Raw genomic sequence first — 15,542 nt, forward strand, 5'->3', positions numbered from 1 at the left:
CGGGGCTATCTCCGTGGCCGGGAGCCGCACCAGGGACCGTGCAGGGCCGGATGCGCGACCCGGTCCGGGCGGCGGTAGCCGTCCCGGTGCAGTGCGTGGGCGAGCTCGGCGCGTTCGAGGGCCGCGCGGTTGCGGCGCTCGCGCCGGGTGGGGTCAGGGCCGGGGTGCGTCGGTCGGCCCGTGTCGGTGGGGGCGTGGAGGACGATCAGGCCGGCGCCCAGCACCGTCGCTGCGGCCAGCGGCAGCCACAGTGCGGCCGCCGACACGCTGAGCGCGGCGGTGATGGTCAGCGGGGCCAGCGCCCGGCCGAGGCCCAGCGACAGCTGCCAGCGCGCGATGACGCGTCCGCGCAGATGGGGCGGGGCGGCGTCGATGACCAGCGCCGTGCCGACGCCGGTGTAGAGGATCTCACCCAGGGTGTAGGGGACGCAGACCAGCGCGACGGCCCCCGCACCCGCGTTGCCGTGCCCGCTGCCGGCGAGGAGGAATCCCAGGTAGGAGGCCGCCAGTACCCATCCGGCCAGGGCGAAGACATGGCGTCGCGGCCGCCGCGACGACCACAGCACCACCGGGAGCTGGGCGAGGATGACCATGGCGGTGTTGCCGACGAAGACGCCGGAGGACCACGCGGGCGCCGCGTGCATCCGGGTGACCAGCACCACCGGCAGGGCGACTTCGAGGATGTCGAAGCAGAACGCGAAGGGCAGGTTGGCCAGGTTCATCAGCGTCAGCCGACGGAGTACCGGACGGTCCAGGTCCCCGACACGGGTCGTCAGGGATAGTGAACGGGGCGCTGCGGCGGTGCCGGCGCTACCGGCCGTGCCGGCGATCCGGACGGTCGAGACCAGGGCCGCCGAGATCAGGTATCCGGCCGCGGTGCCGACGGCCAGCCAGCGCATGCCGACCCCGCCGGAGCTCACCGCGACGGTGGCCAGCAGGGCGCCCGCACCCGTGCCGGCGTTGCCGAGCGAGCGCAGTGCGGCCAGCACCGCGTCGCGCTCGTAGCCGACCGACAGGTCCCCGATGATCGCGGCCTGCCCGATCGGCGCGGCCTGGTTGCCGATCCCCTGGAGCAGGCAGCACCACAGGAATCCGTCCGCCCCGGGGACCAGCAGCAGCGCGAGCAGCCCCGACGCACGAAAGGTCAAGGTGGTGGCCATCAGCGCCCGGCGGGCTCCGCGGTCGACCCAGCGGCCGGCGAGCGGCACCAGGGCGATGCCGACCAGGAAGCCCACCGACAGTGCCAGGCCTGCTCGGCCCGCACTGATGCCGCTGATCGTGACCGCGTACAGGAGCAGGAACGGTCGGATCAACCCGCCGCCCAGGGAGGAGACCAGCGCCGCGCAGGCGTAACGGCCCCCGCCCAGGCCGCGCAGCAGCTGGGGAGTGGTGAGTCTGGTCGGCGGCGGTGGCGGTGGAGCGGTGGCTGTACCGGCAGTGGTGGGCATGCAGCCACGATCGGTGCGGGACCGAGTTTCCCCCGCGTGGATTGACGATGGTCGTCAATCCACGCGGTCGTGGTCCCGGGCAGGTACGAGGATGGCGTCATGAGCGTCAGCATCGATGTGTCCGACCTGGCCGCGGACGGGTACCTGTTCGCGCCCTCCCCCTTGGCCGAGCTGGGGTCGGCCCTGCACCTGCTCGTGGAGCCAGCCCACCACGCCCAACAGGCGGGCTGGATCACCGCGTCCGCCACCCAGATCGACCCGGACCTGATGGACCGCGTCATCACCGCCGACTACCTTTGGCGCACCTCGCGATCGGACATGCTGCTGCCCGCCCGGCCCAAGCAGACCCTGGTCGAGGAACTCGACGTCCTCGACGAGCTGGACGACGAGACCTGGGTGCACACCGCTCTGATGACCAGCAGCTGCGGTGTCGTGCCGCTGCGCGAGGACCTCGGATCACCGCTCACCGACGACACCGCCCGCCGCATCGCCCGCGAGCGGGCGGCCGCCCGCGGGAGCAGGCAGCTCGACTTCGTCGACTACGTCCTCACCGATCCGCCGACCGCCAGGAGCTGGCTGCGGCGCCTGCTCGAGGACTGCGCGACCGGGTTCTTCAACACCGCGTGGCGCACGGTGGCCGGGCGGCTGGGCGTCGACGCCCGTCACAAGCGCGACCTACTGGCCAGGCACGGACTGCAGCGCACCCTCGCCGCGATCTCCCCCGCGGTCACACTGTCGGCGTCCGGCGGACACATCGTCGTCGACAAACTGCAGGACCGCACCACCAGCTCCGCCGGGACCGGGCTGACGTTCATGCCCAGCGCCTTCTCCCACCCGCACCTGCTCGTGGTCCACGCGCCCGGCCGGCAACCGGTGATCAACTACCCGATGCTCACCACTCCCAGCGAACCCTCGCTGTCCGTGGCGACCGTCCAGGACCGGCTGCACGCCCTGGACCACCCGGTCCGGCTGCGCCTGCTGCGCAGCATCGCCCGCGGACCGCAGACCACCGCCCAGCTCGCCGACGTCTGGCTGCTCACCCCGCCCGAGGTCTCGCGCCACCTCGCCATCCTGAAGAAGGCGGGCGTCATCACCTCCACCCGGACCGGCCGCTACGTCAGCTACGAACTCGACCTGCCCGCCAACGCACGCCTGGGCACCGACCTGATCCAGGCCCTCCTCCGCTGAACACCGTCCTCAGCCACCCGAGCCGATCTCAGACACCGGGTGCCGCAGGCACCTCACCGGTTCCAGCGGCGTCCCGCCGTGTCGGCATCGGGTTGCGCGTCCCCGCAGGTCGTGGCGGTGTCGTCCCGGGAATCCGTCATCCGGTGGGCGGCTCTTGCTCCTGGGCGCCGTCCCGAACAGGATCGGCGTGCTCCGGGCCGAATCAGGATCGGGCCCGGCACCCGGAACACCCCTTGTCCCAGGAGGAGATGCACATGAGGAAGCCCCAGCGACTCGTGACCGGCGTGGCGGCTCTCGCACTGATCGGGGGCGCGACGGCGGTTGCCGCGGTCCCGGCCCAGGCTGCGACGTCGGCTGCGGTCGGCTGTCAGTTCCCGACCGGCACCACGGGCACGACGGGCACCAACGCGCACGGTCTCCCGGAGTTCTCCGGTGGCTCGACCTTCACCAAGCCGAGCACGTCCAGCACCACCTGCCACGACCTGAACGTGTGGAAGGGCAAGTCGGGCGTCAGCTACGAGGGCTGGCTCTACTACGGCAACGGCAACTGGGGCGCGTGCACCGCCGGGTACGTCAAGTACACCGGTAGCCCCATCGTCCTGTGCACCGACGTGCTGGCCGGCACCGTCATGGGTGTGACCTCCAGCAGCGGTGCGGGCCAGAGCATCACCATCGAGGACTGACCTGGTCCGACGGGCCGCTCCGGCTCCGGCAGGCGGCGGCCTGCCGGAGCGCGGACTTAATCGGAGCCGGGTTCAGGACGGGGCCAGGACGCAGAACTCGTGGCCGTCCGGGTCGGCCAGGCACTTCCACCGCACGTCGCCCTGGCCGAGGTCGATGTCGACGGCGCCCAGGGCCCGCAGCCGGGCCACCTCCGCCTCCTGGTCGTCACCGGGATAGGGAAGCAGGTCGAGGTGGACCCGGTCCGGCACGGCCTTCCCGCCGGGGACGCGCAGGAACTCCAGATAGGGGCCGACACCCTTGGCGCAGCGGAACACCGCCTCGTCGTCCGTCACCCCGTGCGGGGTCCAGTCCGTCGCCTGGCCCCAGAACCGGGCCATCGCCCGCGGATCCACGCAGTCGACCACCACCGCGGCGATCGGTCCGGTGTCCCGGTAGACGTCCCGCGGCTCCAGTACGCAGAACTCGTTGCCCTCCGGGTCCGCGAGCACCGTCCACGGCACCACGCCCTGGCCCACCTGGGCGGGCGTCGCGCCGAGATCCCTGAGGCGCGCGACCAGCTCGGCGTGGTGCGCCGCGGAGCTGGTGGCGAGGTCCAGGTGCACCCGGTTCTTGGTCGAGGTCTTGGGTTCCGGGACGGTGACGACGTCGACGCAGAGCGCGACCGGATCCGGCCAGACGAACCCGCCGAGCGGTTCGACGTTCGTCACGCCGGGTCCCTCGCTGGAGACGCCCCAGCCGAGGGCCTCGGCCCAGAACCGGCCGACCGCCGCATCATCAAGAGCCTTGATGTTCACCTGAACGGGTCGAAGTGCCATAGCCACGACCCTATGCACTGGCTGAGCAGTGATCAACTACCAGCCGCTGAGCCGATGTCGACGACGATCTTGGCGTGGGCCGAGCCGTCCTCGACGGCCGCGTGGGCCTGGGCGACCGTGTCCAGGTCGTAGCGGCGGGGGTCGAGCAGCGGCTTGAGCAGGCCCGCGTCGGCCAGGGCGGCCGCCTCGCGCAGGATCTCGCCGTGGTGGTCGCGGCCGTTTCCGGTGAGCATGGGCAGCAGCGTGAAGACCCCGGAGTAGGTGGCGCCGCGGAAGGAGAGCGGGGCCAGGCTGTGGCTGCCCCAGCCCAGGGCGCTCAGCACATGGCCGGTGTAGGTGCGCACCGCGGCGAAGGAGTTGTCCAGGACGGTGCCCCCGACGGTGTCGAAGACGATGTCGAAGCCTTCGCCGCCGGTGTGGGCGGCGACGTACTCCTGCACCTCGGTGCCGGCGTAGTCGATCGCGGTGGCGCCGAGCTGCCGGACGGTCTCGGCGTCGGCGGCCGAGGCGGTGGCGAAGACCTCGGCGCCGCGGGCGCGGGCGATCTGGACCGCGACGTGGCCGATGCCGCCGGCACCGCCGTGCACCAGAACCTTCTGGCCGGCACCGACCCGGGCCCGGTCCACCAGGCCCTCCCATGCGGTGACCACCGACAGCGGCAGCGCCGCGGCCTGACGCATGGTCAGCGAGGCGGGCTTGTGGGCGAGCAGCCGGGCGTCGGCGGCGGCATACTCGGCCAGTGATCCCTGCAGGCCCCCGACACCGCCGCTGAGCCCGTACACCTCGTCGCCGACGGCGAAGCCGGCCACCTGCGGCCCGACCTCGACGACGGTGCCGGCCAGGTCCAGGCCCAGCACCGCGGGCAGGACGGCACGTGCGTGCGCGGCCAGACCGGCACGGATCTTGGTGTCCAGGGGGTTCACACCGCTGGCGGCGATCCTGACCAGGACCTCGCCCGGGCCGGGCGCCGGTCGAGGGATGTCGGCAAGTTCCAGCGGGGTGGCGAACTGTTTGAGCACGGCTGCGCGCATGGTCACTGTCTTTCGGTGGGTCCGGGGGTGGTGGCCGCCGTCCTGAAGCAACGGCTGACCACCACATCGTCCCTATCGGGTGGGGTCGGGGCGGTACGGTCCGGGCGCGTGTCGGCGAGATCCCGGTCGGGTCGGATCAGGGCTGCAGCAGCCACTGGGCCTCTGCGCTGGCACGCGAGGGTCGCCAGTCGATGACCGTGTGGGTGGCCACCTTGCCGATGCCGAACGGGTCCAGGGCCAGGATCCGGCCCAGTTCCTCGCGGTCGGCGGCCCGGGCCAGGATGAGGCCGCCAGTCCTGGGGTCCTGGCGGCCCGAGGCGACGAAGTGCCCGGCCGCGTAGTTCTGCTCCAGCCAGGCGTTGTGTGCCTCCAGATGGCGGTCGATCTCTTCGAGCGGCGCGGTGTAGTCAAGGATGACGACGAACATGGTGTGCACTGCCAATCTTCGGACGGAGCGGTCAGGGACGGACGGACGGGCGAGGCGGATCAGGCGGGTCGGGCGGGCTGGACCCGGGCCCAGAGATCGTTGAACTCAACGCTGTCGAAGAACGCGACGGCACTGACGATCCGGTGCTCACGCATGGTCAGGAACCACGCGTAGGTATTGTCGTAGCGCGAGCCGTCCCGCACCGTGGCGCTCGCGTCGAACAGCGCGACCACAGTGTCCCCGTCGGCGTACAGCGCGCGCACGGACGGCACCAGCGGGGTGCTCATCCGGGCGTTGAACGGACGGATGACGGTGTCGAGGAACACCTCGCGCGTGGGGTAGGTACCGGAGGCGACGCTGTTGCCGACGATGGTCCAGTCGGCGTCCTCGGCCAGGAGGTCGAACACTCCCCCGGTGCCGGCGGCCCAGGCTTCGAACGCGTCCGCGACCAACTGCCTGTTGGACTCTTCGGACATGGTGTTCCTCGTTTCATCGGTGAGGGGTTCGGCGGCTGCGCCGTCCCTGTCCATGGTCGCCGCCGCCCCCGGACCGGGCATGAGTCATCCGACCCGGCTTCGACGCCGGTGCCGCAGAGGGACCGCAAAGGTCAGGTCGGATGACTGGTGCGGCGTGCGGGCCCCCGGGATGAGGATTCAGTTGTCCCCGCCGCTCGGCGGGACATCGCATCCCGATCCAAGGAGCACCCCATGCCGTTCGTCAACGTCAAGCTGGTCGACGGAGTGTTCAGCACCCAGGAGAAGCACGACATGGCCGCGGCCCTGACCGAGGTCATGGTCAAGTTCGAGGGTTCCGAGGCCTTCCGCGAGATCGTCTGGGTCCTCATCGAGGAACTGCATACCGACGGCTGGCACATCGGCGGCAAGCCCTTCGCCGGCCCCGCCACCCTCCTGGACACCCTCGGCCGCTCCGCCGCCACCTACCAGACCATCGACGGCCACCCCGTCACCCGCCCCGAGCTCGCCAAGGCCGCTCCCTACCTGGAGAAGTGACTCCACCGCTTCCCGGTCCTCGCCGGCGGTGCCGACACCGAATCGGCGCCGCCGCTCCCCGCACCACAGCGTCACCACATCCGATCCCCGCCACTCAGGAGGCACAGCCATGCCCTACATCACCGTCGCCAGGGAAAACACCACCGACGTCGACCTGTACTACGAGGACCACGGCCAGGGCTCGCCCGTCGTGCTGATCCACGGCTATCCGCTGGACGGCAGGTCCTGGGAGCTGCAGATCCCCGCCCTCCTTGAGGCCGGGCATCGCGTGATCACCTACGACCGCAGGGGCTTCGGCCAGTCCAGCCAGCCCACCTCCGGCTACGACTTCGACACCTTCGCCGACGACCTGAACGTGCTGCTCGACGTACTGCGGCTCAAGGACGTCGCCCTGGTCGGCTTCTCGATGGGCACCGGCGAGATCGGCCGCTACATCGGCGCCCACGGCACCGCGAACCTGCGCAAGGTCGCATTCCTGGCGCCGATCGAACCGTTCCTGCTGCAGACCCCCGACAACCCCACCGGCCTTCCGGCCGGCGTGTTCGACGGGATCATCGCGGCCGCGCAGAAGGACCGGTACGCCTGGTTCACCAACTTCTTCAACGACTTCTACAACCTCGACGAGAACCTGGGCACACTCATCAGCCCGGAGGCGGTGCGCGGCAGTTGGGTCACCGCCACGCGCATGTCCCCGTACGCGTCCTCGGCCGTGGTGCCCAGCTGGCACACCGACATGCGCGCCGACATCGCCAGGATCGACGTGCCGGCGCTGATCCTGCAGGGAACCGCCGACCGGATCCTGCCGATCGACGCCACCGGGCGGCAGTTCACCAAGGCGGTGCCTGACGCGCAGTACATCGAGATCGACGACGCCCCGCACGGACTGCTGTGGACCCATGCGGACCAGGTCAACGCCGCCCTGGTGGACTTCCTCGCCAGCTGACCTGCCCGATAATCGAACTGGTGTTCTTATCATGGAGTCGCTGCGGCCCCGGGGCCGCAGCGGTTACCGGGCAGTGCACTGCGGCGTCGAATAGAGTCGAGAACCTCACGAAGCCTGGGACCGCAGTTCAATTCCACACTCCTTGAGGTGACCGCACCCTCTATGCCGCTGGAGAGAAGCACCTCCCATGAACACAGAGCGCCCGGGCCGCAAGGCCCGGGAGGCCGGCGCCGATCTGACCGGCCGGTCCGACGAACTGGACCTGATCACGGCAGTGATCGACGACACCGCTCGACTCAACGGCTCGCTGACCTTGTTCGGTGACCCCGGCGTGGGAAAGTCCGCCCTGCTCGACGCCGCCGCCGATCTCGCCCGCGCCAGGGGGATGAGGACGCTGCGGGCCGCCGGCGCCCAGTTCGAGGCCAGGATGGCGTTCGCCGGCCTCAACCAGCTGCTGCTGCCGCTGGCACCCCTGTTCGCGGAACTCGACCCGGGCCAGGCGAGCGCCCTGCGAGTGGCCCTGGGCTTCGGCGACGGCGCGACCCCCTCGCGCATCCTCGTCTCGACCGCGACCCTGTCCCTGCTCCTGCTCGCCGCACAGGAACAGCCGCTGGTCGCCATCGTCGACGACGCCCAGTGGCTGGACGACGCCAGCGCGGACGTGCTGTCCTTCGTGGCCCGCCGGGTCGCCGGAACCCGGGTGCGCGTGCTCACAACAGTCCGCACCACCGGGGAGCCGCTGCGCAACCGCGGCGACATAAACAGCCTCACCATCCATGCCCTGGACCCCGCGCAGTCCGAAGCCCTGCTGCTGGCGAACTACCCGGACCTGGCCGAGCACGTGCGCCGGCGCATCGTCTCCGAGGCCCAGGGGAACCCGCTCGCTCTGGTCGAACTGCCGGCGACCCTGACCTCGGCCCGCTACCCCACCGCGGACGCGCTGCCGACGGTGCTGCCGCTGACCGAGCGGCTCACCCGGATGTTCACCGCCCGGATCACGGCACTGGCGCAGGAGACCCGGGACCTGCTCCTGCTGCTCGCCCTGGACGGCTCGGGCCAGGCGCTGTCCGAGGAGAGCGTGGTGGGACCCGATGCCGCCGCCCACCTCGACATCGCCGAACGTGAGCGCATCGTCGTCGTCGACAACCGTCACACGGTGGTCTTCCGTCATCCGCTGGTGCGCTCCGCCGTCGTCGAACTGGCCCGGCCGGAGCAGCAACGCAGGGCCCACCAGGCACTCGCCGGCTGCCATCGCTCCGATCCCGGACGCCGCACCTGGCACCTCGCCGATGCGTCCCTCGGCCCGGACGAGGAGGTGGCCACCCTGCTGCAGCACGAGTCGATCCGGGCACTCAACCGCGGGGACCCCTCCGCGGCGGTGGCGGCGATGACCCGGTCGGCCCATCTGAGTCCGGATCCCGATCACCGCTCACAGCGCCTGGCCGGGGCCGCGTACTTCGCGGCCGAGGTGATGGGGGACCTCCACACGGCCTCGCAACTGCTCAATGACGCGCGCCGCCTGGACACCGACCTCGGCTCGCTGGCCACCGCCTCGGCCGCGGCCTCGCTCATGCTGTACTCCGACGCGGACGTGGTCTCGGCCTTCCGGGTGCTCACCACCGCCCTGCGGGCCCCCGAGGCCGATCCGACCGCGGAGGAGATCAACGCCGCGATCTGGGTGCTCTCGGTGATCGCCTCGCTCAACGGGCGCAAAGAGATGTGGGACCCCTACCTCGAACTGGTTGACAGATACCGCGACCTGCTGCCGGAGGGCCTGCTCGTGCGCTCCGAGGTCGTCTCCAATCCGGCCCTCGTCTCCCCCGAGGCACTGAACGCCCTGGACCAGGAGATCGCGACGCTGGCCACCGAGCTCGACCCCGGCCAGATCATCCGGGTGGGGTACGTCGCCAACGATGTCGACCGCCTGTCCGACCTGCGCGAACCACTACTGCGGGTGTGGCAGGACGCCGCCCGCACCGGGGCCGTCGCCTCCGTCACCAACGCGCTGATGCTGCTGTGCGCCGAGAGCTACCTGGCCGGGCGATGGGACGACACCCAGCGCTTCGCCGAGGAGGGGCTGGAACGCGCCCAGTCCTACGGATACGTCAACTTCGTCTGGTTCCTGCACTACAGCAAAGCCCTCGCGGCAGCCGCGCTCGGGCAGCAGGACGAGGCGGAGGAACCCCTGGAGGCGATGCTGGCCTGGGCGATCCCACGCCAGGCCTTCATCGTGCCGCAGCACGTGTACCGGGTACGGACCCTCGCGGCGATCGGCCGCGGCGACTTCGAGACGGCCTACACCGAGGCCACCAGGATCAGCCCACACGGACTGGAACCCGGCACCGCCCGGCAGCTGCAGCTGTTCGTCGCCTACGACCTCGTCGAGGCCGCAGTCCGCACGGGCCGGACGGACCAGGCACAGGGATTCGTCGAGGCGATGCTGCGGATGGGTATCACCAGGATCTCCTCGCGCTGGACGATGCTCGTGGCCGCGGCGCAGGGCCTGGTCTCGGAAGGGGACGTGGCGAGCGCCCACTTCGAGCGGGCGCTCGCAGCGGCGCCCGAGCACCTGTGGCCGTTCGAACGCGGGCGGGTCCTGCTGGCCTTTGGCGAGCTCCTGCGCAGGGAGCGGGCCACCGTCGAGTCGCGGGTACGCATCAACGCCGCGCTGACGGTCTTCGATCGGCTGCGGGCCGCACCGTGGGCCGAGCGCGCCAGGAGCGAACTGGCCGCGACCGGCGTGTCCCGGCGCCAGGCCGACTCGGCGGACGTCCAGCTCACTCCGCAGGAGCTGCAGATCGCCACGCTCGCGGCCTCGGGGCTGACCAACAAGGCGATCGGCGAACGGCTGCACCTGTCCGCCCGCACGGTCAGCGGGCACCTCTACAACGTCTTCCCCAAACTCGGCGTCACCGCCCGCGCCGGCCTGCGCGACGCGCTCACCGCCCGAACCGAGGACCGGCCGCCGCCGCAGCCCTGACGCCCCGTCGGGTCTGCCGTCGGTTCAGGCCTTGCGGGCCACTCCGCCATAGAACACCACCTGGGCCATCTCGGCGGGGACCTCCTGCTCCGGACGCCAGTACGGGACCTGTACCAGCCCCGGGTCGAGCAGCGCGAAGTCGCCGAAGAACTCGCGGATCCGGTCGCCGGTACGCAGCGTCAGCGGTGAGGTGGCCCGCTGCTTGTAGACCTCGGTGATGGTGCGGGCGTCGGTGGCCTGCGCCGGGGGGACGAAGTCGCCGGTGGCGTGGGAGAGCACCAGGTAGCTGCCGGAGGGGAGCGCGTCGCGCAGCAGCGCGGTGACGGCGTCGGGGTCCTCGGCCTCGGTGACGAAGTGCAGGACGGCCACCAGCATCAGGGCTACCGGCCGGTCGAAGTCGATCGCGGCCCGCACCGCGGGGTCGGCCAGGATGGCGGCCGGGTCGCGCAGGTCGGCCTGGACGACCGTGGTGGCGCCCAGTCCGTGACCGGCCATCAGGGCGCGTGCGTGGGCCAGCACGATCGGGTCGTTGTCGACGTAGGCGACGCGGGCGGCCGGATTGACGCTCTGGGCGACCTCGTGGGTGTTGCCCGCGGCCGGGATCCCGGTGCCGATGTCCAGGAACTGGTCGATGCCCTGCTCGGCGAGGAACCGCACCGCCCGTCCCAGGAACGCCCGGTTCGCCTGGGCGAACACCCTGGTCTGCGGACCCACCGCCAGGATCCGCTCCGCGGCCTCCCGGTCGGCCGGGAAGTTGTCCTTCCCGCCCAGGTAGTAGTCGTACATCCGCGCCGGATGGGCCACGCCCGTGTCGATGACGGGAGGCACCCAGGGTTCCGGCGAAGAAGCGGACCCCAGTGCCGCACCCGAGAACACGTCCCTGCTCATCGACAACTCTCCCTCGACGTCCATCACTTGATCGGATCAAGAGTAGGTCCGAATCGAACCCGCGAGCGGGCAGTCCACGGAAGTATTCGAACCGGAACCCGCGCGGTGGCGCCGGAGCAGACCGTAAGGCAGGTTTATAAGATAGACTTAGTACATGGACGACGATCTGGACCCCGGCACGGTTGCCGCGACGCTGCTGGCGAGCGTCAGCGTTCTGGTGCGGCGGGTGCGCCAAGTGCCCACCGGCGGCGGGCTCACCATGCCCGAACGGACCGCCCTGTCCTGCCTGGACCGCTCGGGCCCCACCACCTCCTCGGCGCTGGCCCGGGAGGTGCAGATCACGGCCCAGGCCATGGGGGCGACACTCGGTGCGCTCCGCGCCCGCGGCCTGGTCGAACGCCGACCGGACCCGGAGGACGGCAGGCGCGCGGTGCTGACGGTGACCGATGCCGGACGGAGCGCACTGAAGGACAAGCGCAACGCCCGGACCGAACTGATCGCCCGGGCCCTCACCAGCGGCGCGTTCACGCCGTCCGAACTGGAGCAACTCCGGTCGGCAGCAGCACTGTTGGAGCGTCTGGCCCAGAACGTCCAACCCCTATGACGATCCGTCACCCGCAGCAGAGGCAACCATGGCACTGACAACGATCGACCCCACATCCGCGCTCGTCGTGATCGACCTGCAGAAGGGCTTCCTCTCCCCCGGCAGCGGTGATGCGTTCACCGCCACCGTCGGGCAGGCGGCGCAGCTGGCCGCCGGGTTCCGCCGGCACGACCTGCCCGTGGTGCTGGTCAACGTGACCGGACGCGCGCCGGGACGCACCGAGGCCGGAAGCCCGCGCAACCTCGCCGAGATGCCCTCGGACTGGGCCGACCTGGTCGACGAGCTCGACGTGCAGCCGACCGACCACCTGATCACCAAGCGGCGGCGCAGCGCCTTCCACGACACCGGGCTCGACACCCTGCTGCGGGACCTGGGCGTCACCCAGATCGTGCTCGCCGGGATCTCGACCAGCTCGGGCGTGGAGTCGACCGCGCGCTCCGCCGCCGACCACGGCTACCACGTCGTCCTGGCCACCGATGCCATGGCCGATCCCGACTCCGACTCGCACCGCCACAGCGTCGAGCGCGTCTTCCCCAAGCTCGGCGAGACCGCCACCACCGCCGAGGTCCTCGCCACCGTCGGGGCCACCCGATGAGCCTGCTGGGACGACTCCTGAACAACCGCAGGGCGGGCGAGACCCACATGGCCTGGAACCTGCCCAACCTGCACGGCCCCGAGACGCTGACGCTCACCAGCCGGCACTTCGGCGACGGCGGCACCATGCAGCTGGAGCACTGCGCCAAGCACATCGGCGGCCAGGACCGCTCCCCCCACCTGGCCTGGAGCCCGCCGCCCACGGGCACCGCGCAGCTCCTGCTGGTGGTCGAGGACCTCGACGTCCCCATGGGCAAGCCCGCCGTGCACTGCGTCGCCCTGATCGACCCGGCAGCCGGGCAGCTGGAGCCCGGCGATCTGGCCGGCAAGCAGCCGGGCCAGGGGGTGCGGGTGCTGCGGTCCACCCTGGGGCGCGGCTACCACGGCCCCGGCCCCATCAAGGGCCACGGGCCGCACCGCTACGTCTTCCAGCTGTTCGCCCTGGAGACCCCCCTGGACGCCAGCCCCGCCACCACTCCACCCGACCGGGCCCGCCCGCGCACCCTGCTGCCCGCCGTCACCCCGCCCGTGCTGGGCCGCGCCCGACTGACCGGCGTCTTCGAACGCTGACAGCAGCACGACTACCGACTGCGCCGTGGTCCCGACCGGGACCACGGCGCTTCGTTCTGCCCCGCCGTGGAGCCCTCCACTAACACCTGTATAAATCCCTCAAAACGGACATCAGGGGCGCAGGGTGGGGTTTTTGAGGCCAGTTGAGACGTAGGTCACCCCCGCGTTGTGGCGTGTCGCACTTTCCGTCGAGATTTCTTGCTCATCACGTGAAGAGCATGTGACGGTGCACGAGGCAGGCGAACAGAACGACCTGCCGGGAGCCGGGCGAACCGCGCGCTGAGCGCCGGAACATCCGCCACTGAACGGCTCCCTTGCTCGGTCGGGCCAGTCCCGAAGCCGCCGAGCGGCCCACCCCTTGCGGAGCGACGCCCCTGGGCGAGCGCGCGGACCGGTGCGCCCTCGGCCCTGGGCAGTCCCGTCGACATCGGAGTTCCATGCGTCACCACATCCGGCCTTCCCTCAGCCGTCTCAACCAGCGCGTCGCCGCCGTCCGCCCCAACAAGCGGCTGGCCGCGGGCGCCGTCGCCGCCCTGCTGGTCACCGGCACGGCCACCGGTACCGCCGTCGCCTTCGCGGGCGGCAGCTCGGACACCGCCCACACCACGGCACAGGCTGCGAGCAGCCAGGCCGCCGCACGCCCGTCCAGTGACGCGGCGAACCGCTCCGAGCAGCGCACCGCGCTCCAGACCTCGGCGGCCGCCTCCAAGGCCGCGGCCGCCAAGGCGAAGGCCCAGGCCGAGGCCGCCGCCAAGGCGAAGGCAGCGGCCCAGGCTGCTGCCAAGACGAAGGCAGCGGCTGCCGCGGCTGCCAAGGCGAAGGCCCAGGCCGAAGCGGCCGCGCAGGCCAAGGCGAAGGCCCAGGCCGAGGCGGCCGCACAGGCGAAGGCCCAGGCGGCCGCAGCAGCAGCCGCAGCGGCTGCGAAGGCCGCTGCCACGCCGACCTACGCCGACAACCTGGACGGCTGGATCGCCGAGGCGCGGGACATCCTGGCCGCCGACGGCGACCACGTGCCCTCCGCCGACGCCATCAGCGCCCGGGCGATGACCGAGTCCAGCGGCAACCCCGACGCCGTCAACGACTGGGACTCCAACGCGGCCGCCGGCACCCCCTCCAAGGGCCTGATGCAGATGATCCAGCCGACCTTCAACAGCTACGCGCTGTCCGGTCACACGGACATCATGAACCCGGTCGACAACATCGTCGCCGCGGTCCGCTACGCGAACGCCACCTACGGCGCCTTCGAGAACATCGCCTACGGCAGCAGCGGCTACTGATCCCGGCCGACCGCACCGCAGCAGCTCCTCCACGTCTGCCCACGACGACACCGTCGTGGGCAGACGTGTGCTGTCCGGGGCCGGGGCCGAAGCCGGGGCCGAAGCCGGTCACCTGGTCAGGATGACGCCGCTCTCGAAGGTGTCGCCGAAGTCCGACGAGAGGTAGTGCCAGCCGGTGACGGTCAGCCGGCCGGGCTGCGCCAGGACCGTCCAGGCGCCCAGGGGCTGGTCGGGGTTGTTCTCGGGCAGGTCCAGGGACTTCCAGCCGCCGGCCGGGTCCCAGGTCAGGCCGACTGCGGCGTCGTCGTTGCCGCCCACCACCGCGATGCCGCCGGCCGGCTGCAGGGCCACGCTGTTCAGCGCGAAGGTCCCGGCCGGGAGAGGCAGCTGGGTCCAGCTGTGGCCGTCCCAGTGCAGGGCCAGCCCGAGCGGACGCTGCTTGTCGGTGTCGCGGTACCAGCCCACCGCCCAGATGTCCGAAGGGGTGCGCGCGGCGATGTCGAAGAGCACCGAAGAGTCGGGGAACGCGGGGGTCGGAATACGCTTCCAGACCGTCCCGTCCCAGTGGGCCGCAAGGGTCTGACCGGTGGCGTTGTCGTTCCCCACCACCCAGACGTCGTTCGGGGACACCTCCTTCACCTGGGTGAGGAGCCACTGGTCGTAGCCCGCGATCGGGATCCGGACCAGCTGCCAGGCGTGTCCGTTCCAGTGCTGGACCAGGGGAACCTGCCCGGTCGCGTCGTCAGCCTGGCCCACGGCCCAGGCCTCGTGGGCGGAGGTGCCGCTGACCGACAGCAGGCTGGCGTCGGTGGTTCCCGCGGGCAGGGCGGTGTCGGCCGACACGTTCCAGCGCCCCGCGACATACCGGCCCACCAGGACCCCCGGGTCCGTGCCGGACATGTCGCCGACCAGGTAGGCGGACCCGTCGGGGGTCACGTCGAGGTCGTTGCTCCGGCTGTCCCAGCCCGCGAAGGACACCGGCAACCGCTGCCAGGTCTCCCCCTCGGCCCGGTCCTGCTGGAACAGCACGCGCGAACCTGGTGGCGCCGGTGGCCTGATCGGTCGTCACCTGCGCGCCCGCGA

16 protein-coding genes are annotated in these 15,542 nt (G+C 71.4%); 9 read left to right on the plus strand and 7 right to left on the minus strand.

Annotated features, from left to right (window positions below):
• Positions 1-5 precede the first annotated feature (5 nt).
• Positions 6-1,448, minus strand: a complete 1,443-nt coding sequence (locus IF29_RS0110250) for an MFS transporter (protein WP_051725142.1) — start codon at positions 1,446-1,448, stop codon at positions 6-8.
• 99 nt (positions 1,449-1,547) lie between these two features.
• On the opposite strand from IF29_RS0110250, the gene IF29_RS0110255 reads away from it, so the two are divergent.
• Both IF29_RS0110255 and IF29_RS0110260 read left to right on the plus strand, forming a co-directional pair.
• Positions 1,548-2,636 carry a DUF5937 family protein gene (locus IF29_RS0110255; RefSeq protein ID WP_030252578.1) on the plus strand — a complete coding sequence of 363 codons (1,089 nt, stop codon included), beginning with the start codon at positions 1,548-1,550 and terminating at the stop codon, positions 2,634-2,636.
• Between the two features lie 254 nt (positions 2,637-2,890).
• Positions 2,891-3,319, plus strand: coding sequence for a hypothetical protein (locus IF29_RS0110260; RefSeq protein WP_030252584.1), 429 nt, complete (start codon positions 2,891-2,893; stop codon positions 3,317-3,319).
• A gap of 72 nt (positions 3,320-3,391) precedes the next feature.
• On the opposite strand, the gene IF29_RS0110265 is transcribed toward IF29_RS0110260, so the two are convergent.
• The 4 genes from IF29_RS0110265 to IF29_RS0110280 all read right to left on the minus strand — a co-directional run bounded on the left by IF29_RS0110265 (position 3,392) and on the right by IF29_RS0110280 (position 6,069).
• Positions 3,392-4,135 carry a VOC family protein gene (locus IF29_RS0110265; RefSeq protein ID WP_030252586.1) on the minus strand — a complete coding sequence of 248 codons (744 nt, stop codon included), beginning with the start codon at positions 4,133-4,135 and terminating at the stop codon, positions 3,392-3,394.
• Positions 4,136-4,167: 32 nt separating this feature from the next.
• Entirely contained in the window at positions 4,168-5,166 is a 999-nt protein-coding gene (locus IF29_RS0110270; RefSeq protein WP_030252588.1) for a zinc-dependent alcohol dehydrogenase family protein, read from the minus strand.
• 136 nt (positions 5,167-5,302) lie between these two features.
• Positions 5,303-5,593 (minus strand): YciI family protein, encoded by a 291-nt coding sequence (locus IF29_RS0110275; protein ID WP_030252590.1) that lies wholly within the window; start codon positions 5,591-5,593, stop codon positions 5,303-5,305.
• A gap of 59 nt (positions 5,594-5,652) precedes the next feature.
• Positions 5,653-6,069, minus strand: coding sequence for a nuclear transport factor 2 family protein (locus tag IF29_RS0110280; protein WP_037594824.1), 417 nt, complete (start codon positions 6,067-6,069; stop codon positions 5,653-5,655).
• A 231-nt stretch (positions 6,070-6,300) separates the two neighbouring features.
• Between IF29_RS0110280 and IF29_RS0110285 the strand changes: the two genes are divergently transcribed.
• The 3 genes from IF29_RS0110285 to IF29_RS0110295 all read left to right on the plus strand — a co-directional run bounded on the left by IF29_RS0110285 (position 6,301) and on the right by IF29_RS0110295 (position 10,526).
• Complete coding sequence (locus tag IF29_RS0110285) at positions 6,301-6,603, plus strand: tautomerase family protein (protein WP_030252593.1); 303 nt, start codon at positions 6,301-6,303, stop codon at positions 6,601-6,603.
• 109 nt (positions 6,604-6,712) lie between these two features.
• Positions 6,713-7,546: an alpha/beta fold hydrolase gene (locus IF29_RS0110290; RefSeq protein WP_030252594.1), complete on the plus strand. Its 834-nt coding sequence runs from the start codon at positions 6,713-6,715 to the stop codon at positions 7,544-7,546.
• 187 nt (positions 7,547-7,733) lie between these two features.
• On the plus strand, positions 7,734-10,526 hold the full coding sequence (locus IF29_RS0110295; protein WP_051725143.1) for an AAA family ATPase: 2,793 nt from the start codon (positions 7,734-7,736) through the stop codon (positions 10,524-10,526).
• A gap of 24 nt (positions 10,527-10,550) precedes the next feature.
• On the opposite strand, the gene IF29_RS0110300 is transcribed toward IF29_RS0110295, so the two are convergent.
• Entirely contained in the window at positions 10,551-11,414 is an 864-nt protein-coding gene (locus tag IF29_RS0110300; RefSeq protein ID WP_084713872.1) for an SAM-dependent methyltransferase, read from the minus strand.
• A gap of 154 nt (positions 11,415-11,568) precedes the next feature.
• Here IF29_RS0110300 and IF29_RS0110305 point away from each other — a divergent pair, with 154 nt between their 5' ends.
• From IF29_RS0110305 to IF29_RS0110320, 4 genes are all read left to right on the plus strand, one after another.
• Positions 11,569-12,018: a MarR family winged helix-turn-helix transcriptional regulator gene (locus tag IF29_RS0110305; protein ID WP_030252600.1), complete on the plus strand. Its 450-nt coding sequence runs from the start codon at positions 11,569-11,571 to the stop codon at positions 12,016-12,018.
• 28 nt (positions 12,019-12,046) lie between these two features.
• Complete coding sequence (locus tag IF29_RS0110310) at positions 12,047-12,613, plus strand: cysteine hydrolase family protein (protein WP_030252602.1); 567 nt, start codon at positions 12,047-12,049, stop codon at positions 12,611-12,613.
• Positions 12,610-13,182, plus strand: a complete 573-nt coding sequence (locus IF29_RS0110315) for a YbhB/YbcL family Raf kinase inhibitor-like protein (protein ID WP_030252604.1) — start codon at positions 12,610-12,612, stop codon at positions 13,180-13,182. Before IF29_RS0110310 ends, IF29_RS0110315 begins: the two co-directional genes overlap by 4 nt.
• 437 nt (positions 13,183-13,619) lie before the next feature.
• Positions 13,620-14,459 (plus strand): lytic transglycosylase domain-containing protein, encoded by an 840-nt coding sequence (locus IF29_RS0110320; RefSeq protein ID WP_030252606.1) that lies wholly within the window; start codon positions 13,620-13,622, stop codon positions 14,457-14,459.
• Positions 14,460-14,567: 108 nt separating this feature from the next.
• On the opposite strand, the gene IF29_RS0110325 is transcribed toward IF29_RS0110320, so the two are convergent.
• Positions 14,568-15,488: a hypothetical protein gene (locus IF29_RS0110325; protein WP_030252608.1), complete on the minus strand. Its 921-nt coding sequence runs from the start codon at positions 15,486-15,488 to the stop codon at positions 14,568-14,570.
• Positions 15,489-15,542 lie beyond the last annotated feature (54 nt).

This window comes from Streptacidiphilus jeojiense, assembly GCF_000719095.1.
In the GTDB taxonomy this organism is placed as follows: domain Bacteria; phylum Actinomycetota; class Actinomycetes; order Streptomycetales; family Streptomycetaceae; genus Streptacidiphilus; species Streptacidiphilus jeojiensis.